Source organism: Candidatus Paracaedibacter symbiosus, assembly GCF_000757605.1.
GTDB classification, from domain to species: domain Bacteria; phylum Pseudomonadota; class Alphaproteobacteria; order Paracaedibacterales; family Paracaedibacteraceae; genus Paracaedibacter_A; species Paracaedibacter_A symbiosus.
The window spans coordinates 955,817-975,786 of record NZ_JQAK01000001.1 but is presented as its reverse complement, the minus strand read 5'-3'; the positions used below and the strand labels follow the sequence as shown (position 1 = coordinate 975,786).

Annotated in this window: 17 protein-coding genes and 1 tRNA gene; 11 read left to right on the top strand and 7 right to left on the bottom strand. The window is 43.5% G+C overall.

What is annotated here, in order from left to right; all coding sequences use genetic code 11:
* Positions 1–6: 6 nt before the first annotated feature.
* On the bottom strand, positions 7–768 hold the full coding sequence (locus IG80_RS0104445) for an NAD kinase (RefSeq protein WP_032112731.1): 762 nt from the start codon (positions 766–768) through the stop codon (positions 7–9).
* Between the two features lie 141 nt (positions 769–909).
* Between IG80_RS0104445 and IG80_RS0104440 the strand changes: the two genes are divergently transcribed.
* Together IG80_RS0104440 and IG80_RS0104435 are read left to right on the top strand one after the other, a co-directional pair.
* Positions 910–986, top strand: a tRNA-Asp gene (locus IG80_RS0104440).
* Between the two features lie 80 nt (positions 987–1,066).
* Positions 1,067–1,951, top strand: a complete 885-nt coding sequence (locus IG80_RS0104435) for a hypothetical protein (protein ID WP_032112730.1) — start codon at positions 1,067–1,069, stop codon at positions 1,949–1,951.
* A gap of 74 nt (positions 1,952–2,025) precedes the next feature.
* On the opposite strand, the gene IG80_RS0104430 is transcribed toward IG80_RS0104435, so the two are convergent.
* Positions 2,026–2,655, bottom strand: a complete 630-nt coding sequence (locus IG80_RS0104430; RefSeq protein WP_032112729.1) for an outer membrane protein — start codon at positions 2,653–2,655, stop codon at positions 2,026–2,028.
* A gap of 332 nt (positions 2,656–2,987) precedes the next feature.
* Here IG80_RS0104430 and IG80_RS0104425 point away from each other — a divergent pair, with 332 nt between their 5' ends.
* Together IG80_RS0104425 and IG80_RS0104420 are read left to right on the top strand one after the other, a co-directional pair.
* On the top strand, positions 2,988–5,036 hold the full coding sequence (locus tag IG80_RS0104425; RefSeq protein ID WP_032112728.1) for a type VI secretion system Vgr family protein: 2,049 nt from the start codon (positions 2,988–2,990) through the stop codon (positions 5,034–5,036).
* Positions 5,037–5,044: 8 nt separating this feature from the next.
* Complete coding sequence (locus IG80_RS0104420) at positions 5,045–5,722, top strand: toxin-antitoxin system YwqK family antitoxin (protein WP_032112727.1); 678 nt, start codon at positions 5,045–5,047, stop codon at positions 5,720–5,722.
* A gap of 291 nt (positions 5,723–6,013) precedes the next feature.
* Here IG80_RS0104420 and IG80_RS0104415 read toward each other — a convergent pair whose 3' ends face one another.
* Positions 6,014–6,829 (bottom strand): MBL fold metallo-hydrolase, encoded by an 816-nt coding sequence (locus IG80_RS0104415; RefSeq protein WP_052046014.1) that lies wholly within the window; start codon positions 6,827–6,829, stop codon positions 6,014–6,016.
* Positions 6,830–6,927: 98 nt separating this feature from the next.
* Here IG80_RS0104415 and IG80_RS0104410 point away from each other — a divergent pair, with 98 nt between their 5' ends.
* The gene (locus IG80_RS0104410) at positions 6,928–8,016 is read left to right on the top strand and encodes a patatin-like phospholipase family protein (protein ID WP_032113361.1); all 1,089 of its coding nucleotides are present in this window, start codon (positions 6,928–6,930) and stop codon (positions 8,014–8,016) included.
* A gap of 162 nt (positions 8,017–8,178) precedes the next feature.
* On the opposite strand, the gene IG80_RS0104405 is transcribed toward IG80_RS0104410, so the two are convergent.
* Positions 8,179–10,068 (bottom strand): lytic transglycosylase domain-containing protein, encoded by a 1,890-nt coding sequence (locus tag IG80_RS0104405; protein WP_032112725.1) that lies wholly within the window; start codon positions 10,066–10,068, stop codon positions 8,179–8,181.
* A 24-nt stretch (positions 10,069–10,092) separates the two neighbouring features.
* Between IG80_RS0104405 and dapA the strand changes: the two genes are divergently transcribed.
* The 5 genes from dapA to IG80_RS0104380 all read left to right on the top strand — a co-directional run bounded on the left by dapA (position 10,093) and on the right by IG80_RS0104380 (position 15,122).
* The gene (dapA, locus tag IG80_RS0104400) at positions 10,093–11,031 is read left to right on the top strand and encodes a 4-hydroxy-tetrahydrodipicolinate synthase (RefSeq protein ID WP_084756148.1); all 939 of its coding nucleotides are present in this window, start codon (positions 10,093–10,095) and stop codon (positions 11,029–11,031) included.
* A gap of 33 nt (positions 11,032–11,064) precedes the next feature.
* Positions 11,065–11,535 carry an SsrA-binding protein SmpB gene (gene smpB / locus IG80_RS0104395; protein WP_032112724.1) on the top strand — a complete coding sequence of 157 codons (471 nt, stop codon included), beginning with the start codon at positions 11,065–11,067 and terminating at the stop codon, positions 11,533–11,535.
* 6 nt (positions 11,536–11,541) lie between these two features.
* Positions 11,542–13,077 carry a murein biosynthesis integral membrane protein MurJ gene (gene murJ / locus IG80_RS0104390; RefSeq protein WP_032112723.1) on the top strand — a complete coding sequence of 512 codons (1,536 nt, stop codon included), beginning with the start codon at positions 11,542–11,544 and terminating at the stop codon, positions 13,075–13,077.
* Positions 13,078–13,094: 17 nt separating this feature from the next.
* Positions 13,095–14,099: a tryptophan--tRNA ligase gene (gene trpS, locus IG80_RS0104385; protein ID WP_084756262.1), complete on the top strand. Its 1,005-nt coding sequence runs from the start codon at positions 13,095–13,097 to the stop codon at positions 14,097–14,099.
* Positions 14,100–14,201: 102 nt separating this feature from the next.
* On the top strand, positions 14,202–15,122 hold the full coding sequence (locus IG80_RS0104380; RefSeq protein WP_032112721.1) for a trypsin-like serine protease: 921 nt from the start codon (positions 14,202–14,204) through the stop codon (positions 15,120–15,122).
* 369 nt (positions 15,123–15,491) lie between these two features.
* Here the strand turns inward: IG80_RS0104380 and IG80_RS0104370 are convergent, their stop codons facing one another.
* From IG80_RS0104370 to greA, 3 genes are all read right to left on the bottom strand, one after another.
* A complete protein-coding gene (locus IG80_RS0104370) occupies positions 15,492–16,058 on the bottom strand; it encodes a flavodoxin family protein (protein ID WP_032112719.1) in 567 nt (188 codons plus the stop codon).
* A 59-nt stretch (positions 16,059–16,117) separates the two neighbouring features.
* Positions 16,118–17,131 carry a peptidoglycan -binding protein gene (locus IG80_RS0104365; protein WP_032112718.1) on the bottom strand — a complete coding sequence of 338 codons (1,014 nt, stop codon included), beginning with the start codon at positions 17,129–17,131 and terminating at the stop codon, positions 16,118–16,120.
* Positions 17,132–17,238: 107 nt separating this feature from the next.
* Entirely contained in the window at positions 17,239–17,715 is a 477-nt protein-coding gene (greA, locus tag IG80_RS0104360; RefSeq protein WP_032112717.1) for a transcription elongation factor GreA, read from the bottom strand.
* Between the two features lie 290 nt (positions 17,716–18,005).
* Between greA and IG80_RS12415 the strand changes: the two genes are divergently transcribed.
* Positions 18,006–19,970 (top strand): ribonucleotide-diphosphate reductase subunit alpha (locus IG80_RS12415; protein WP_032112716.1); only part of this gene is annotated, 1,965 nt, incomplete at its 3' end.

The window sequence follows — 19,970 nt, the reverse complement described above, 5'->3', positions numbered from 1 at the left end:
TTACCCTTATGTTAAAAACTGTTCTCGCAAAATACGTTCTTCAAGATTGTGATCTGGATCGAATAATAATTTATAACCACGTGATTTATCTTGCTGAACTGTGACTTCCAAAACATTCAGGACGAGAGACTCATCGGCTGAGGCATTAACAGGCCGTTTATCTGATTCCAAAATTGTGAATTTTACTGTGGCAGTATCAGGGAGGAGAGCACCGCGCCACCGTCTGGGACGAAAAGGGCTGATAGGGGTTAATGCTAATAAATTAGTCCCAATGGGAAGAATCGGTCCATGGGCCGATAGATTATAGGCAGTGCTTCCTGCTGGCGTTGCGAGCAGAACACCATCACAAATTAAGGAGGGAAGTCTCACAATGCCATCAGTTTCAATTTGGATTTTGGCGGCTTGGGATGACTGACGGATAAGCGAGACTTCGTTTAATGCAAAATCAGTGATACTTACTCCTTCTTGGGTTTGACAATGCATGACTAAGGGGTGAAGTATGGTGAGTGTTGCCTGCTCTAAATGCTCCAACAACGTGTCGGGAGTAGGGGAGTTCATTAAAAAGCCGATACTGCCACAGTGGATGCCATAGACCGGTTTGTTGAGGTGATAATGCTTGTGTAAGGTGCGCAACAAAAAGCCATCACCACCAATAGCAATAATAATATCTGCTTCTTCGGCAGGAAAATTGGTAAAACGGTCCAAATAGGTTTGACCCACTTCACGCGAAAAGGGCGAGTCAGAAATCTGTATTGATAATTTTATCATTTTATTTTTTGCATCGTCCGTTTGTGTCTGTCGTTGGTCTTACGTTAGTACAGTGTAAGATAGCAAGTTTAGGAAAAAATTAAAATTCTTTCTTGACAGTTGTTCATACGGTGCGATATACAATGAAAGTCTAATCGGTTCGGGGGTGTAGCTCAGTTGGTTAGAGCGCCGGCCTGTCACGCCGGAGGCCGCGGGTTCAAGTCCCGTCACTCCCGCCATTATTCAAAAAATAGTCTGTTCTAGACTATTATTTTTCCCTATACTCAATATTAAGTAAATTTTTTATAAAAATGTTCTTATGGACAACCTTGTTTTATTTTTTGATATTAACGGGACAATTTTGGCTCTTGATACGGCCCAGGAAAAAAACATCGAAGTAACATTGCTACAAGAATTAGCAAAGCGGTATACAGCGCGTTGGCATGAATCGGTGCCGGAGCCAATCACCTATGCCAAGTTTGTCCGGCGTTATTTACTACAAGGCGATGAAAAGGTTGACTTAATTTTAAAGCGGCAACGCCAACAAAAATATGGTGATTTTTTGGTCTATCTTCACCAAAATCACCCTGATATATACCAAAAAGTCCATACCGATTTTGATCAGCTGAGGAATACGCTGTTAAAAAGTAGCGGCCATCTCTTTCCTTCTTTCGTCAAATTATTAACTGAATTACAGATTCAGCAGATTCCTTTTACCTTAGTTTTGCGTTCTTTTGGGGAGGATATTCCGGCGGTTCAAAAAGAATTAGCAATCCATCGGATTATGATTAAAGATCTGGGTCATTTTAGGCAAGGGGTTTTGTGCCTTCCTGGGCGTCAACTATCGCAGCCAGGAGAGATATTGCAAGCTCTTATTCCTGGGCGGCATCAGGCGTGGCAAGATGACTGGTCTTATTGGCATGCTCATCAACATGAAGGCGAATTTGGTAAGCCTTTTTATCTGTCTCCCCACCAGCCGCTTAGTTTGTTTTTTGATGATAAAGCAATTGAAAAGGATATCATCCATGTTCAACGCCTAGATGGAATGAAGATGTCGAGAGAAGAAGCGGTTGCCTCAGGCTATCTTTTTGCAGTGGATACGCTAGAAGCCATTCGGGATGATAATTATTTTTGTGATCGAGTGTTTTGTGTGTTGGGGCGGCGGGCTCGAGAACTTATTGATCGCCATGGCAAGCACAAGTAAATTATTTTAAGAATAACAGGTATAAAAAAAGAGGCCAATTGGCCTCTTTTTTTGGATTTGACTCCAAGTTCTAATTAGAACTTGTAAGCAACACCAAGGGTAGCAGACTGAGCTCTTACGTTAGAATCTCCAATTTTAGCACCCAAGTCATAAACATATTGCAAACGAACGCGAACGTTCTTTGTCACTGCCGTTTCGATACCCAAACCTGGAGCAAAGCTAGCTTTGTTTTTAGAGTCACCAGGGTATTGAGTTGTCACGCCTGCATCTGTTTCAAACGCTTCCAATTTATAATTAGCAAGGTTCAAACCAAGGCGAGCATAAATCATTGTGCTTGGGCTTACTTTTTGACCAGCAAGAACCGCAAAGTTCCAAATATTACGTTGTTGGATAGTGAAACCAGAACCAGCTAAATTACCCACAGTAACAGATTGTCCTACTTTTGCGCCTGCGAAAGTATAGCCAAATTCACCACCAAGATATGTACAACCGGTGACAAAACCATAACCTGCATAAAGGCTACCTTCAATACGGCTACGACCTATGTTTGACTTGACATCTAAGTTATTGACGCTATCTTGTATGTTTGCATTAACACTACCTGCGCCAATACCTGCACCAAGATAGAAACCTGTGTTGATGTCTGCAGTAGCTGCACCAGCTACGAAAGAAGAGGCTACGAGAGCCAAAGCTAACTTCTTCATTATTAACTCCTTTTTTTTAAAAGTGTTGAGTATCTCATCTCAACCGAATTTCACAAGTCGGAATGTAGACGCAAAAATGCTCTTCTGCAAATTAAAGTCCAACTAATTCAATGCGAAAAGAAAAAAATGTGGCTATTTTGCATCAGAAACAAAATAATAAATTAAAATTTTAATTAATTTTCAGATGGTGTATGGTGGCTTAAAAGACTATTTCGATGACCCACTTCCTGTCGTTTGAAAATGATATGAGTTTCTGTGAACACCAATTTAATGAGGATGATTTTGTTCACAGATCCCAGCAGATGTAAGAACAATAATGAAGGCAGCCTTAAATGTTAACGACACAACAACATCAAAAGATTAAAGTCTTTACCGCTCTGAATGATGATGCGCTGATTTTAGATCAGCTTTATGGTTATGAGCGGACAAATGAACCTTATTGTTTTACTTTGAAGATGCATTCGCAGCAATTAGGTCTTAATTTTGATGATATTATCGGCAGTAATTTTGAAGTTGAATTTGAGTATGGTCACAAGAAGCGCTATTTTGGGGGAATTGTTGGTGAGATTGAGCAATTGCAAAGCGTTGAAAATGATAAAGGATTTCAGGCCCATTATCAGCTCAAGATTTATCCGCGCCTTTGGCTGTTAAAATTTAGTAGCGATCATCAGATTTTCCAAAATAAAACCACCATTGAAATTATTAAGTCCGTCTTGCAAGAACAAGGCGTGAGCCAGTTGGAAGATAAAACCACTGGCTGTGGGCATAGTGAACGGGAATATTGTGTCCAATATGGAGAGACTCATTATGATTTTGTTTGCCGCCTGATGGAAGAAGAAGGAATCTTCTATTATTTTGAACATACTCGCCAAGGGGAAAAAATGATTCTGTTAGATGACTCTTCCTCAGTTAAGGCGGCAGAGTCAGAAAGTCTCCGACAAATGGATTCCACCTCAGGCGAGCCTCTCTACAATCAAATTGTCAATATGAGCATCGCTCAACAAGTCGTGGCCAAACGTTACGCCACCGCTGATTATAATTTTACGACGGCTTCTACAAAGCTTTACAATAAAATAACAGGTGAGGGGGCTGGTGGCCAGATTTATCGGTATCCTGGTATTTATCTTGATTCTGGCGGTGGGGATGATAGGGCGTCTCATCGCATTCAAGAGCTTGAATGGTTTAAAAAGACTGTTAAAGGAACCAGCACCGTTCCTAAGTTTGCGCCCATGTATTCTTTTTCGGTGACCAACCATCCTCGGCCTGATGCGAATGATGTATATGTGCTGTATGAGGTAATTCATACTCTGGATTTTACCTCTTTGGAGGAACCTTATATTTATAAGAATGACTTTAAGGCTTTCCCGAGTATGGTGACCTATCGCCCGCCTATTGTCACGCCAAAACCAATCATTCCAAGTACTCAAACGGCCAAAGTGACAGGCAAAGAGGGGGAGGAGATCTGGTGTGACGAATATGGGCGGATTAAAGTAAAGTTCCATTGGGATCAAAATGGGAGTGAAGACGAAAAAAGTTCGTGTTGGATCCGGGTGGCTCAATTGTGGGCTGGCAGTAATTGGGGTGGTTTGTGGACACCGCGCGTGGGTATGGAAGTCATCGTGACCTTTTTAGAAGGCAATCCGGACCGCCCTTTAATTACCGGTTGTGTTTATAATAGCGATAATATGCCTCCTTACGCTAAGGATGAACCGACGAAGAGCACAATTAAATCAAATAGTACTAAAGACGGCGGGACAGATAATAACGAATTTCGTTTTGAAGACAAAAAAGGGTCGGAGGAAATTTTCATCCATGCCCAAAAAGATATGAACACGGTCGTGGAGGATAATAGGTCTCTTAAAATTAATGCTGGTGATGATACAACAGACATTATGGCCGGCGATCGCACAGTAACGCTTCATGGGGAAAAGCGCGATAAGCGAGCTCAACGGGGTAATGATACGCTTGTGTTAAGCAAAGGCTCACGGACAGTGAAACTGAATGCTGAAGGAAAGGACAAAGCAAACCATCTTTTAGAGCTCACTCGGGGCGATAATACGATTACTCTCAAAGAAGGTGATTTTGTGATTACACTTAATAAAGGAAATCAAACCATTGATATTAAGGGCAGCTTAACCATCAAGGTAACAGGTGCGATTAATTTTGAAGGCGACGATAACATTACCATTAAGGCTGGGGGGGATATTAAACTGATTTCCGGTGGTGATACAAACTTATCCGCTTCGGGTAACTTTACTGCCAAAGGAGCTGTGTCAAAGGTGGTAGGGCAAATGGGTGGGACGTTTGATGGCGGTCCGTCACTGTCTTTGACCTCAAGTGGATCAGTTTCTGTGTCTGGCTCCACGATTAGTATAGGATAGGAAGCAATATGACAGAACAAATTGATCAGCCCCCCGTTGCACCCGCTTCGCCTGCAGGGCCGCCTGTAAAAGATGGCGTGGTTGAGGTTAAAGATGAAACAGGGACAGTGCGGCAGCAACTTTCCTATCAACAAGGTGTCTTAGAAGGGCTCTCTAAATTTTACGACGAAATGGGAACTTTGTTCCAAGAGATTCCCTTTCATCAAGGAAAAATCGAAGGTGTTTTAAAGCAATATGATGGGGATGGTAACGTGGCCCAGGAAATGTCTTTTAAGCAAGGGAAAACCGATGGCGTTGCTAAGTTTTACACTCACAAATACCTATCTATGACGATCACCTTTGTGGCGGGGATGCAAGAGGGCATGATGAAATTGCTCCTCCCCAATGGCAAGGATAAAGCGTTGATGCCCTATAAGCAGGGCAAAAAAGAAGGGAAGCATGTTATTTTTGATGATTTTGGGAATCCTGTGTGTGAAGAAAATTATATGAATAATTTATTACATGGCGAGCGAATGACCTATTACCCCAATGGCCAAGTGATGATGCATGAGCGCTATGATCAAGGACTTAAACAAGGCGATTGGTATCTCTATTACGACACTGGCGTACTGATGCAATACAGCCATTATGATAGAGGAATGCTGACAGAACCATCCAGGAACTATAGCCAATCTGGTGTAGAGTAGGTTGCTATATACTCCCCAAGGAAAAGAAAAGTAGGTAACGTGAACTCAATGTAAGAAACAGGCAACATATTATTTTATTAATTTTTTTGTCATGCCCGGGCTAGATGGAGTTGGATTTTGAAAAAACCTTACGAAATCTCGGAGCTTGGACTCAGGCTGTTAAATACATGGGCCTTCGCATCAAGGCTCCTTAGAGCTACCTGTTTTACGCGTCAACCCTGTCTCACTCACGGGTGAAAAGGATCTTAAGAAAATGGCCATTTTCCATTTTCTCACTTCAAATTCACGTTGTTACAAATTAATCCCCAGGCCATCTGTTCCTAAAATGGTGCCGGCAAATTCTGCTTGAGCTTGGGTTAAAATATCCTGCATCTCTTCGTCTGAATGGTCTGGATTGTGGTGAAAGAGAGCGAGCGACTTCACTTTTGCCGCCTTCGCGACGGCGGTGGCCTCTTTCCAGGTGGAATGACCCCAATCTGGATGTTGGTCAAATTCAGTATCCGTGAAGGTAGAGTCATAAATGAGCATGTCTGCGCCTTGACTAAAGCGGATAAATTCTGGCCGTAAAAGATTACTATGTTTGGTATCTGTTAGGTAAACAATGGTGTGTCCTTGCTGGGAAAGACGATAGCCACAGGCACCCCCAGGATGATCAAGCGCCATGGTTTCAAGCATAACGTCTGTGCTGCCAATAGACAAAGGACGGCCAGGTTCAAATTCATGATAATGACGCGTGGCTGGGAAGTCTTCCCAGGGAACCGGAAAATAGGGGGGACTAAAACAAGTCTGAAGGGCTTTTTCCAGTCCGCCAAAGGGAGCGGCATGACCGGAATAAAAATTAAGCGTCCACTCTTTTAGAAAAATAGGCTTGAAGAAAGGAATTCCCATAATGTGATCATGGTGGAGGTGTGATAATAGGATGGTTGCTTGGGTATAATATTGTAACCGGGAATCCTCCCCCAAGCTAATTAATCCGGTGCCCGCATCAAAAATAATCAACTGTTGATCAAATTCTACACTCACGCAACTGGTACGGCCGCCAACCTTAATTGTCTGTGGACTGGCAATCGGATAACTGCCCCGGGTGCCCCAAAAGGTAACTTTCACGAGGTACACCTTTAATTAAATGTTAAGACTCTTGCCCTATTATAAAATAAAGAAAGCCTAAGGGCTAGATCCATTTGGACATGGAAGGAGTGAAATCAATGGCAGCAGAAATTTCCAAAAATGAGGACAAGAAAAATAAAGGAAATGGCACAAAACGTGTCACAATTGCAATGCAGGGAGGTGGCTCCCACGGTGCTTTTTCCTGGGGAGTTATGGATCGTCTTTTAGAAGATGGACGTTTTGAAATTGAAGGCTTAACTGGGACGAGCGCCGGAGGCATGAATGCGGCAGCGGTGGTTCAAGGGCTCATGAAGGGCGGCAATCAAGGGGCGCGCGAAGAAATGCGGGCTTTTTGGAAAGCCATTAGTGATGTGGGCAAGAATAGTATGCTCAACAATCGCGGCCCGATTGATAAAATGTTGGGTAAATATACAATGTACCACTCACCTGGCTACATCGTTTTTGACTACCTTAGCCGCATGTTTTCCCCTTACGAGCTGAACCCAATGCAGGTGGATCCTCTCAAGGACGTCATTACCAAATCCTTTGATTTTGAGAAATTACGTGCCTTTAAAGGGGCGAAGTTATATCTGTGTGCAACCCATGTTTATACTGGAAAACTGCGCATATTTAGTTTGGATGAGTTGCGACCAGAGTGTCTCTTAGCAACAGCATGTCTGCCAACAATTCACAATGCAGTCATGGTTGATGGCGAGTATTATTGGGACGGTGGCTTCATTGGTAACCCTGTGTTCTTCCCGCTCATTTATGATTGTGAGACACCTGACATTATCTTGATTCAGCTGAACCCTACAGTTCGCGAAAAATTGCCGACAACATCGCGCGAAATTGCTGATCGATTAAATGAAGTAACCAATAATGCCTCGGTTGTGCGTGAAATGCGGGCAATTTCCTTCATTAGCGACTTAATCGATGAGGGGGTTATTGAAAAAGGCAAGATGAAGCGCGTCTTTATGCATGCCATTGAAGATGAAGAAGTCTTCCAAGAGCTTGGTTGGTCAAGCAAACTCAATACTGAGTGGGAATTCTTCACTTATTTATTTGAAAAAGGTCGGGACGCAGCCGACAAGTGGATAAAGAAAAACTATGATAAAGTTGGGAAAGAATCCACGGCATTAATACGGGAACACTTTGTCGGGGAGCGTTGGCAACAACATCGCGACTAAGCTTATCTAAAATGAGTATAATTGAGATACGAAGGGGAGGCTAAATACTCCCCTGCTTTAATTTTAAAAAGAAACATTTAAGAATTATAGGGATTCAGAAAATCAAGCAGTTGCCGTTTAGTGAATTAGTTCTGACCTAATCTGATACTAGGCTTGAAAAATTCACCGTTGTAAATAACAATAGTAATTTTCCATCACCCGTTGTACATAGTTGCGCGTTTCAGCATAAGGGATTAACTCCACCCAATCAATGGTATCAACTTTTGAATGACGGGGATCACCAAAGGTGATCAGCCAGTTTTCGACAGCATTCGAACCAGCATTATAGGCCGCAGCAGCTAAAATCATCGATCCATTAAAGGAATCAAGCAGGTCTTTTAAATGGCGACTGCCGACTGATATATTGGTGGCGGCGTGGGTAAGGGGTCCTTTCTTTAATTTATGCTTTTTAATTGTTTGATTGGCCGTTGCGAGCATAAGCTGCATTAAACCAACAGCCCCGGCGGGACTCACCGCGTCTGGCTTAAAACGGCTTTCCTGACGGATGATAGCATGGATGAGCGCAGGATCTGCTAGACTGCCATGAACTTCCGACAATTGAGGGTATGCAGCGGTGATGAGGGGGGATGTTGTAATTGTCGCTTTCTTGGCGATTTGAACTGCTAGGTATTTGCCGCCTTTTTCATGCATTAGGTCAACAAGCAGTTCTTGCTCTTGTGGTGATTTTAGTTGTTTGGCAAGGCTAATGGCAAAGGCTTCGGCCCACGTGGTTTCTTTAAGGTGCAGTAAAATATGGATCGCTTGCACGAGTGGGCGAGACTCAAACTTTTGGCGTGTTGTTTTGGAAACCGTTACTTTTTTTAGGTTGACCTTATGAATTTTACCATGAATATGTTTATAGGCTAATTGACCGTAATAGGTTGCCGGATGACTTAATGCTTTTTTAAAGGCAGCTTGACTTGGCTTTTCCTCACCTAAAGCTTTGTAGGTACGTCCCAACCAATAAGACGCCCGTGCGACACTAATGGGAGAGCGCACTTTTTCTCTAAGGGTATTAAAATGTGCTAGCGCTTGAGTAGGATTATTGAGAAATCTTAAGGATAACCATCCGGCCAGCCATTCGGCATTGGCAAAGTTTTCCCCTGAGGTGAGTTGATGTTTGGAGAGGATCTGATAGGCTTCGGCATACCGTTTTTGTTCGATTAAACGGCGCCCAAGAATGTTTTGCTCTACCCAAAAAGATTCTGCCTGAATTAAAGGGATTTTTTTGAGGTTCTTGAGCAATTTTACGGCACTGTCGGTTTGATCCGATTTGCGGTTAAGGCGTACTTGGTCGAGCACGATACCAGGGTCTGAATCAGCATTAAGGAGGACAGCTGCCTGGCCAGGATTCAAGCGTGTCTTAATGATTTGTCGCTGCTGTGTGTTGAGGTAAGGAAGTAATACTTTTACTTGTTGTATTTCTTCTTGTTTGTCAAGAAGAACGGTGGCTTTATTAAACAGAGATTTAGGCTTCAAAAGGGTATGGTGGGTTTGAATAAACTCTTCCAGCTCTGGGCCTGAGAAGGTTGCTGCTATCAGTAAGTTACTGGCAATATCACCTAGATTGTGTGCCTTCATTTTCTTCAGTGCTTGGGTATAAACGAAGGCTCCCTTTCCAGTGAGGGGAGGAAAACTTTTAAACCAACTGACAATCTCTTCAGGGGGCTGAGTAAAATTAGCGAGATCACTTTCTGCTTTTTTACGAATTGTCTCTTGCATTGGCCAATCAGGGTGCTGTTTTAAAAAACGGCGAATATCCTCAAAGCTGGCATTTGTTTGACAACGTACCCATTCTAGAAGAGCCGCACTTAGAGCACATTCACTAGCCGCAATTGTAACAGAGGTATCACCATTGAGGGACTTCTTGAGCTTCTCCCCACAACGGCTTACTTCAGACTCTGGGGAGGCGTTTGCAGGGACAACTAGCAGGGGTGCAAGAGAAAAGAAAATGAACCTTTTGGCAAAACTCTTGGCAAAATTCTTGCAAACCGATATTGTCAATTCAATCACTACGGAACCTATAAGGAGTAAAAGATGTTTTCAGGCTCTATTGTTGCGCTAATTACACCATTTCTCAATGGAGAAATTGACCTTACTGCTATAAAAAAATTAGTGAACTGGCATGTAGACCAAGGAACCAATGCGATTGTTGCATGTGGTTCCACGGGAGAAGCAGCCTTGCTCAACAATTCAGAGCGTCGTCTTGTGATTGAAACTGTGATCCGTGAGAATGACGGACGGCTGCCAATCATCGTGGGTTGTGGTGCCCCATCCACCCATGAGGTAATGGCGATGATGCGGGAAGCAAAAGAACTTGGCGCCGATGCTGCATTGGTTGTGACGCCCTACTATGTTAAACCCACACCTGAAGGGATATTCCAGCACTTTAAGGCCTTGAATGAAGCCGTTGAACTGCCTATTATTATTTATAATAATCCTGGTCGTGCAGTTGTTGGATTGTCAGTTGAGTTGGTTGTCCGCCTCGCGGAATTGACCAATGTGGTAGGGATTAAAGATTCCTGTGAAGATTTAACCCGTGTGATTAAAATGCGCCAGCAAATCAAAAAGCCCTTTAGCTTTTTGTCTGGTGATGACCCGATAGCCACCGCTTATCTTGCCCACGGTGGTGATGGTGTCATTTCTGTTTCTGCCAACGTGGTGCCCAAATTGTGTAGCCAAATGGTTGCAGCGTGGAAGCAACGGGATCTTGACCTATTTTCTTCTTTGCGGGATAAATTACTTCCTTTGCATGAAGCCATGTTTGTTGAGGCTAACCCAGCGCCGGCTAAATATGTGATGTCTCAGCTGCAATTAATAACTGAGGAAGTGCGTTTACCCTTGGTTCCAGTGTCCGCAGCGGCACGGCAAAAGCTTGATCAGGTGATAAAGAGTGTAGGACTCATCGCTCTTAAAGGGGACAGTGAAACTGCGACTCAAATGGCGATCTCTTATGGTGAGGAGTCTGCGGCTTGAAAATAAGAAGTGTATTTTAGGGGATGACTTAATATGAAGAATACAGAAAATGCACATCGAATTGTGGCCCAAAACAGGCGCGCCCGGTTTGACTATTTCATCCTTGAGGAATTTGAGGCGGGAATTATGTTGGTTGGAAGCGAGGTTAAATCCCTCAGATCCGGCAAGGCAAGTATTAACGAATCGCATGCGGGCGAAATGAAGGGAGAGCTTTATCTATTTAATGCCAACATCCCAGAATATACGCAAGCCAATAGCTTTAACCATGAGGCAAAACGGCCTCGTAAATTGTTGCTCCGCTATCGGGAAATCCAAAAACTCATTGGGGCGATCCAACGTAAAGGAATGACAATTGTTCCTCTATCTGTTTATTTTAACACAAAAGGGTTAGCTAAAGTGGCTTTAGGCTTAGCTAAGGGTAAGAATGTCGTTGATAAACGCGAAACGATTAAGGAACGCGACTGGCAACGGGATAAATCACGCATTTTGCGCCGGGAAGACTAAGGTCCGATGCGTATTCTTAAAGCTGCAATGACCGTTGGTGGGTTTACGGCCGTGAGTCGTGTGTTTGGGTTGGTGCGTGAGATGATGATTTCCCATCTCCTTGGCGCCTCAATTGTGACCGATGCCTTTTTTGTTGCTTTCAAATTTCCTAACTTTTTTAGGCGGATTTTTGCTGAAGGAGCCTTTAATGCTTCCTTCGTGCCCCTATTTTCCCATACATTAGTGAGTGAAGGAGAGGCAGCAGCCAAAGGTATGGCAGAGAAGATTTTTGCCGCCCTTGCTTTTGTATTGACAATTTTTGTCGCGCTTGTCGTCCTCTTTACCCCTTCTATTATCCATATTTTGGCGCCAGGGTTTGCCACAACCCCAGAGCGATTTGAATTGGCCGTCACCTATACTCAAATTACTTTTCCTTATATCCTCTTTATCTCGCTGACAGCACATTTATCGGGTGTATTGAACTCTCTTGATCGGTTTGCCACTGCTGCAGGCGTGCCAGTCCTCTTGAATATTGTGATGATTGCCGCCTTATTAATGGCCCCTAAATGGGGGGTTAGCTATGGAATTGCCTTGTCTGTATCCGTCTGTGTGGCGGGAGTGTTGCAACTTTTATGGGTTTATTTTGCTTGCGTCAGAGCGGGATTTCGAATTCATTTACGTCTGCCTACCTTTTCGCCAGAGGTTCGGAAACTTTGTCGTCTGATGATACCTGGGGTGATTGGCGCAGGCGTGATGAACATCAACCTCTTTATTGATACGATTTTAGCCTCCTTCTTGCCGGCGAAATCTATCTCCTTTCTATTTTATGCGGACCGATTGAATCAGTTTCCCTTGTCGATTTTGGGGATTGCCATGGGGACGGCGTTGCTGCCCTCTCTATCGCGTCAGCTTAAAGCCGGCGATTATGAAAAGGCTTATCATAGCAAAAAGCTAGCCATTGAGTTTGCAATTCAGCTCACTTTACCAGCTGCGCTCGGTCTGATGCTCCTCAGCTATCCGATGATTCACGTCATCTATGGTTTGTCAGTCAGTGATACCCAAGCCATCGCATCCGCGTTGGCTGCTTTTGCGGCGGGGATTCCAGCGTATGTGTTGACTAAAATTTTTGCGGCCAGCTTTTTTGCGCGTCAGGATACAAAAACCCCTGTGAAAATTGGGTGTCTTTGCATCGCCATAAATCTGATATTGAATCTAGTTTTAATGCAATTTTTTGCCCACGTTGGATTGGCACTGGCAACATCTTTGGCGGCATGGGTCAACGCAAGTTTGCTTTATGCTGGACTTAAACGACGCCATTGGTTTAGGTTAACGCCAGCTTTCTGGATATTGACTGGGAAGGTTGTGATTGCTACCGCTGCTATGGGGCTAGGTTTGTGGGCCTTCGCCCTGGTAGGTAGCGATATGCTTAACCATGGTGTTGGACTTGAAGTGTTTTATATTTTCTTGAGTGTTATGGTGGGACTGGCAGTTTATGCAGTTTTTAGTGTTTCCTTTAAACTCATTAACTTAACAAAAATCAAACAAGCACTCTTACGCAGATAAAGGTATTTTTTATGTTGATTCATCGTATTTTGTCGGGCATACGCCCCACCGGAGATATTCATTTAGGAAATTATTTGGGGGCGGTACGTAATTGGGTTGAGATGCAACACCTCTCACAGCAAAATCTGTTTTGCATTGTTGATCTGCATGCACTGACAACTTTACAAGATACCGATAATTTGGCTGACCACACTAGAACTGTTGCTGCTGCGTATATTGCCTCTGGAATCGATCCTAACAAATCAGCCATTTTTGCCCAAAGTCATGTGCCTTACCATGCCGAACTTGGTTGGATTCTTGGATGTTTTGCGCCGCTGGGATGGTTAAACCGCATGACGCAATTTAAAGAAAAAGCAGGAAAGCATAAAGAATTGGCTTGTCTTGGTCTTTATGCTTATCCCGTGTTAATGGCCGCAGATATATTGCTTTATAAAGCAAGCCACGTGCCGGTTGGCGAAGATCAAAAACAACATTTAGAGCTAGCACGTGATTTGGCAGGTGCTTTTAATCATCGGTTTAATTCAGATTTATTCCCCGTACCAGAGCCGATTATCCAGGGGCCTGCCACCCGAGTGATGAGCCTGCGTGATGGCACCAGTAAAATGAGCAAATCGGATATCTCTGAGTATTCCAGAATTAATCTGATGGATACCCCAGATATGATTGTCCAAAAAATTCGCAAAGCCAAAACGGATATGGAGCCATTGCCTGAAACGGTAGAAGGCCTTGAAAACCGACCAGAAGCACAAAATCTTGTGAATATTTTTGCAGCCATTAGCGGCATTTCAGCTGCTGATATTTGCGCTAGATTTGCTGGCAGTAACTTTGCGCCCTTTAAGCAAGAACTCGCCGACCATCTTATCGAAAAAATCGCTCCTGTCGGCACTCAAATGCGTCATTTGTTAAAAGAAACCAGTGAGCTGGATAAGGTGTTAGCTGCAGGCGCGGACGTCGCCAATAAACTTGCTGCAACTCATATGGTTGAAATCCGCTCTGTGATTGGTTTGTTGCAGGAAAGATAATTACTATCGTTTATTTCTCTTTGAATGTATTGAAACCTTCCATAAGGAACCCTATATAAATAACAAATAAACAATTCTTTAATTAAAAAGGGATAATCAATAATGAAAAAGATGTTGTTTGGATTTATCCTATTTGGATTGATAGCAACTCCAGGAAATGCTTCGACCTATCTGGACGATAAAGGATTAGAAGAAGGCATCCGCCGGGGTACGCAAGAAAAATTTACCTCTTCCACAGGACAAATAATTGCTTCTTTGGAGGATGATAGTGCGCAAAGATTTAATGGTGTTTTAGTAACACCTTCGTTGGTATTAACCCCAAGACATTGTATTCATAACACAAAAATAACAGATGCTTCTTTTATTGTTTATCCGAAGGTGGATTATGCTATTGGAAAATTGACTAGTGGTGATCGGGAATTTGCAAAGTACGGTTCCCGTTTAGATTTAGAGAATATACAACTCCCTTCTGATCAAAGCCTTGACCTTGCTTTGGTTCCCTTGAAGAGACCAATAGAGAATGTCGAAATTCTCCCTCTTAATTTAGAAAAGCCAAAATCATGGACGAATGGTTTTTTGGTAAGTTATGCATCTGCTTATATTCTAGGGAATGATCAGCCCGCCTTCGAAAATCAAAGGCATATTGCGGTTTTTGATGTCCAGGAAAAAGATTTGGATATAGCAAATTCTTGCATGGCTAACTCTACAAGCTCCAGTGCGACGTATCTAGTGAAACCCTGGGAACTAACTGGAAATCCTTATTTAGCCACCAACAGAGAGTTTATCCCGGCACGAGAAATGCACCGCTTAACCGCTCTTACTGCTCCATCGGATAGCGGCGGGCCTTTTATTACAAACTCCGTTTCTCGCGGCTTCATGATTTCTGGAATTCATCGCGGACGAATGGTGATCAATGAAAAAAAGACGTCAACGTCAACAATTACGCCGCAGGTTTATACATCAATTATACCGCTTTACCCACACAAAGAATGGATAGAATCCGTAATAACTAAATTTCAGTAAAGTTCTCAGCACACGACAGTAGGATAAATTATTCCTCTGAGCTTGCTGAAACCAATATGATTGAAATCCGCTCTGTGATTGGTCTGCTGCAGAAATAAAAAGTCACAAGGTTAGGGGCATAGAACCTAATCCTGTGAGTCTTTCCCTAGGTTCTGTGCACCTCATTCACGCCAAGATAATTTTGAGGAAATTAGGTGCACAGAGCCTAAAGCTTTATTCCCTAATTGACGATATACTTCCACGAACATCAATGATTCTGGCTTGGCTTTGTCCCCACATAAAATACCATTGATATGATCGATTTCATTTTGGAAGGGTTGATGAAAAAAGCAAGGAAATATATGAGGCAATTGCCCCATAGAATAATAGCTATTTCCTAAATTGCTGAGCAAGCTCAGCGACACGTTTGCCAAGGTGTTTAGCCGTATCTAAATCACTTTGGAATGGGGTAACATCGGCGGGTTGATCCACGTTTGACTGAGCCATTGCCCCTAAGAACGCACCCATGCGATTCATATCATTAATACTGCCTGTGCTGGAGTTATTGCCAGGAAGCAAGCCAAGACTCACCCAAATCATAGCATGTTGAGCTGCAAAAATACTGAGTTCAACAAGAGAATTAAGTTTATCCCCATTTTGGCTTCCGGAATTGGTAAAGCCAGCGGCAAGCTTGTCCTTCCATTTTTGGTCAACCCAGAATTTTGAAGTGGCCTCCATAAATTTTTTAAATTCGGCGGAAACACTCCCCATATAGGTTGGGGCTCCCATAATAATGGCGTGAGCCTGATGTAGTTTTTCCCAATGTTGATCAATCTCAGTCACTGAGATGAGGGTGCCGTGAACACCATTGACTGCCTCAACGCCTTGCAAAACAGCTTTAGCTTGTTTTTCCGTGTGGCCATAACCACTGTGATAGACAACAACAACTTTTGTCATGAGAGAGCCCTTTCCTTTTTTTAAATTTTAATCCCAATAACTTTAATATTACTTTAATATTATCGTTGATCGAGTTTAAATTCGATGCGGCGGTTTTTTGCCAGCGATTTTGCATCGGCGCTTTCCTCGAGTGGCTGAAATTCGCCAAACCCAGCAGCAACAAGGCGGCTTGAAGGGATGCCTTCAGCAATCAAATATTTGACCACAGAAATAGCACGTGCGGAGGAGAGCTCCCAATTAGAAGGGAATTTAGTATGAATTGGCAGATTATCCGTATGGCCATCCACACGCAAAATCCAATTAATGTTTTGGGGAATTGTCTCAGTAATTTCTTTTAATGTTTTGACGAGGGGCGCCAGTTGCTTTTTCCCATCCTCCCCCAGATCGGCTGAAGCCACCTCAAATAACACTTCTGATTGGAAGACAAAGCGGTCACCAACGACGCGAATGTCAGCGCGGTTACCAATAGCCTGCTTCAATTTGGCAAAAAACTCAGAAGCGTAGTCACCAATACCACCCTTAAATTTCTTGTTTTCATCAGTGAGCGCAGTGTTTTGCATTATTAACTTATCAAGTTGGGCGCTAAGATCAGCAAGTTTTGCTTCTTTTTCTGAGCTTTTCGTTGTTTCAACGCCAAGACTTGCCGTCAGGTGTTTGATCTTTTCCTCTAAGGCTGCTAGCTGCTGCTGAAGGGTTTGAGCTTTCTCTTGTAAGGTTGTTTTTTCTTGCTGATGGCTAAGGAGCTCTGCTTTTGTGGCAGCTAGTTGCTCTTCTGAAAGCTTGAATGTTTGGCTGAATTTATCCAACGCTTCTCTGAGCGTGGTAATTTCTTGCTCTGATAGTTGTTTTTGGGTTTGCTCAGAAGCCAAAGATATTTCGAGTTGATCCAGCTGTTTGTTGAGCTGTGAGAGGGCCTGATCCTTATCACTTAATGCATCGGTTAGATAAAATTGGGCGAGCACAAAAGCCATGAGGACGAAAATAATCACCAGAAGTAATGTTGAAATGGCATCAACAAATCCTGGCCAGATATCCAAGTGATCATTTCTGCGGCGACGGGGTGTCAAAAACATCAGTTAATCAAACATAACAGGTGGCTTAGCTCTGAGCATATCTGTTTTTGTGGGCGATGTGAACCCATGTTTTAGTCGCCCAGAACTTAGAAAGGAGGAGGTTGAGTTTAAATAAACTCAACCTTAATAATGGAATAAGCTTTACTGCCCCCTGGTGTGGTCACTTCAACGGTATCGTCGACACTTTTACCGATGAGTGCGCGTGCCAATGGAGAGGTAATAGAAAGGAGGCCTTGGCGAATATCGGCTTCATCACCGCCAACAATTTGGTAAGTGTGATTTTCTTCTGTATCTTCATCAATCAAGGTGATTGTTGCGCCAAATTTAATATGACTGCCAGATAGTTTGGCTACATCAATAATTTCAGCTCTGCTGACTTTATCTTCTAGCTCTAGAATCCGCCCTTCGATAAAACCTTGGCGTTCTTTTGCCGCATGATATTCAGCATTTTCCGACAGGTCGCCGTGTACACGCGCATCGGCAATAGCCTTAATGACAGCATGTCGTTCAACTTGTTTTAAATGTTTTAGTTCTTCTTGCAGACGGTCGCAACCGCGCTGGGTCATCGGAATTTTTTTATCCATTGCTCTTACTCAAAATCAATTCATGGCTGATACTATTTGATCTATATTACAGAGTTAAAAAATCAACTCTACTTTTTTTTAAAAATATTTTTACGCTTATTATACTCTCATCCTCCATCAATTACCAGATCGTTTTTTAAATCAGATGCTTCGAGTGTCTCACTGAATGTTCAAGCACGATTAATTTTTTTTCAAGGCTAGTTTTTTTGTTTGGTCTGTGCAACATTAAACACAATATATGGTGTTAATATTTTCATAAAATTCTATATTTTGTGTTGGAGGAACCGCTCATGAAGATCCGTCGTTCGTTTACAAAGCAAGGTCAATGCCCTTATTCAGGCATTGAGTTTCAAAAAACCGCCAGTGAAATCCGCAATCCCGATGGGTCTGTTGTTTTTCGTCAAGAAAATATTGAAGTGCCTACTAATTGGTCACAGGTGGCATCAGATGTTTTGGCGCAAAAATATTTTCGTAAAGCCGGCATCCCTGATACTTTAGAACCAGTCCCTGAAGCAGGTATTCCTGAGTGGTTATGGCGTCGGCAGGCGGCTAAAGGAGCAAAATTCTCAAGCGAAACCAGTGCAAAGCAAGTTTTTGATCGTCTTGCGGGCGCCTGGACATACTGGGGGTGGAAGGGTGGCTACTTTGAGGCGGAAGCAGACGCTCAAACCTTTTATGACGAAGTGCGTTATATGCTGTGTCAGCAAATGGTAGCCCCCAACTCTCCCCAATGGTTTAACACAGGCCTCCATTGGGCTTATAGCGTTAATGGACCAGCTCAAGGACATTTCTATGTTGATTTTAAGACGGGTGAATTAAAGAAATCTGAATCTGCCTATGAACATCCACAACCCCATGCTTGCTTTATTCAAAGCATTAACGACGATCTCGTGGGCGAGGGGGGGATTATGGACTTGTGGGTGCGTGAAGCCCGTCTGTTCAAATACGGTTCTGGAACGGGGACCAACTTCTCTAACCTACGGGGCACAGGTGAACCTTTGTCTGGTGGTGGCAAATCTTCTGGATTGATGAGTTTTTTAAAGATAGGGGATCGCTCAGCTGGAGCCATTAAATCAGGTGGCACAACTCGGCGTGCGGCTAAAATGGTGATTATTGATATTGATCACCCTGACGTGGTGGATTTTATCCAATGGAAAGTCTTGGAAGAACAAAAGGTGGCGGCTCTGGTGACGGGGTCAAAGAATAATCGCTTGCATCTCAATGCGATATTTGATGCCTGTAGTATTGAGCTTGAAGCTGGCAAAGACCCCTTTGAGCCAAAGGACAATCCCACCCTTAAAGCGGCCATTAAAGCGGCGCGCACGGCGATGGTGCCAGACAACTACATTCGTCGTTGTATTCAGCTAGTGAAGTTGGGTCATGATAAGTTGGACATTCCTGTTTATGATACAGACTGGGATTCTGAAGCTTATTTCACTGTTTCAGGACAAAACTCCAACAACACCGTGCGCGTGACCAATGACTTTTTGAATGCCGTGCTCCAGAAGAAAGAGTGGCAGCTAAAACGCCGTACTGATAGTAGCACTCACAAAACTTTGCCGGCAGAGCAATTGTGGGATGAGATTGGCTACGCTGCCTGGGCGAGTGCGGATCCTGGCATTCAGTTTGATACCACCGTGAATGAATGGCATACCTGCCCGATCAGTGGTCGCATTAATGCCTCAAATCCTTGCTCTGAGTATATGTTCTTGGATGATACGGCTTGTAACCTTGCCTCTTTAAACCTGGTGACCTTCTTTAAAGACAATAAATTCCAGGTGCAGACATATCAACATGCCATCGAACTTTGGACAATTATCCTGGAAATTTCAGTGATGATGGCCCAGTTCCCCTCTCAAGAAATTGCCCAACGTTCTTATGAATTCCGCACTCTTGGACTGGGGTATGCTAACCTTGGCGGTTTGTTAATGACGCTGGGTATTCCTTATGATAGCAAGGCTGGTCGCGCCATTGCTGGATCTTTGGCGGCGATTATGACAGGTGTTTCTTATGCGACATCGGCGCAAATGGCGAAAGAATTAGGAGCGTTTCCATCTTATGAGGATAACCGCGAACCGATGTTGCGCGTGATGCGCAACCACAAACGCGCCGCCTTTGGGGAGGCAAAAGGCTATGAAAAGCTTTCCATTCTCCCTGTACCGTTGGTTGCTAAAGATTGCCCAATGCCAGAATTGGTTCAAGCGGCACGCCAAGCTTGGGAAGAGGCGGTTCGCCTTGGGGAAAAGCATGGTTAT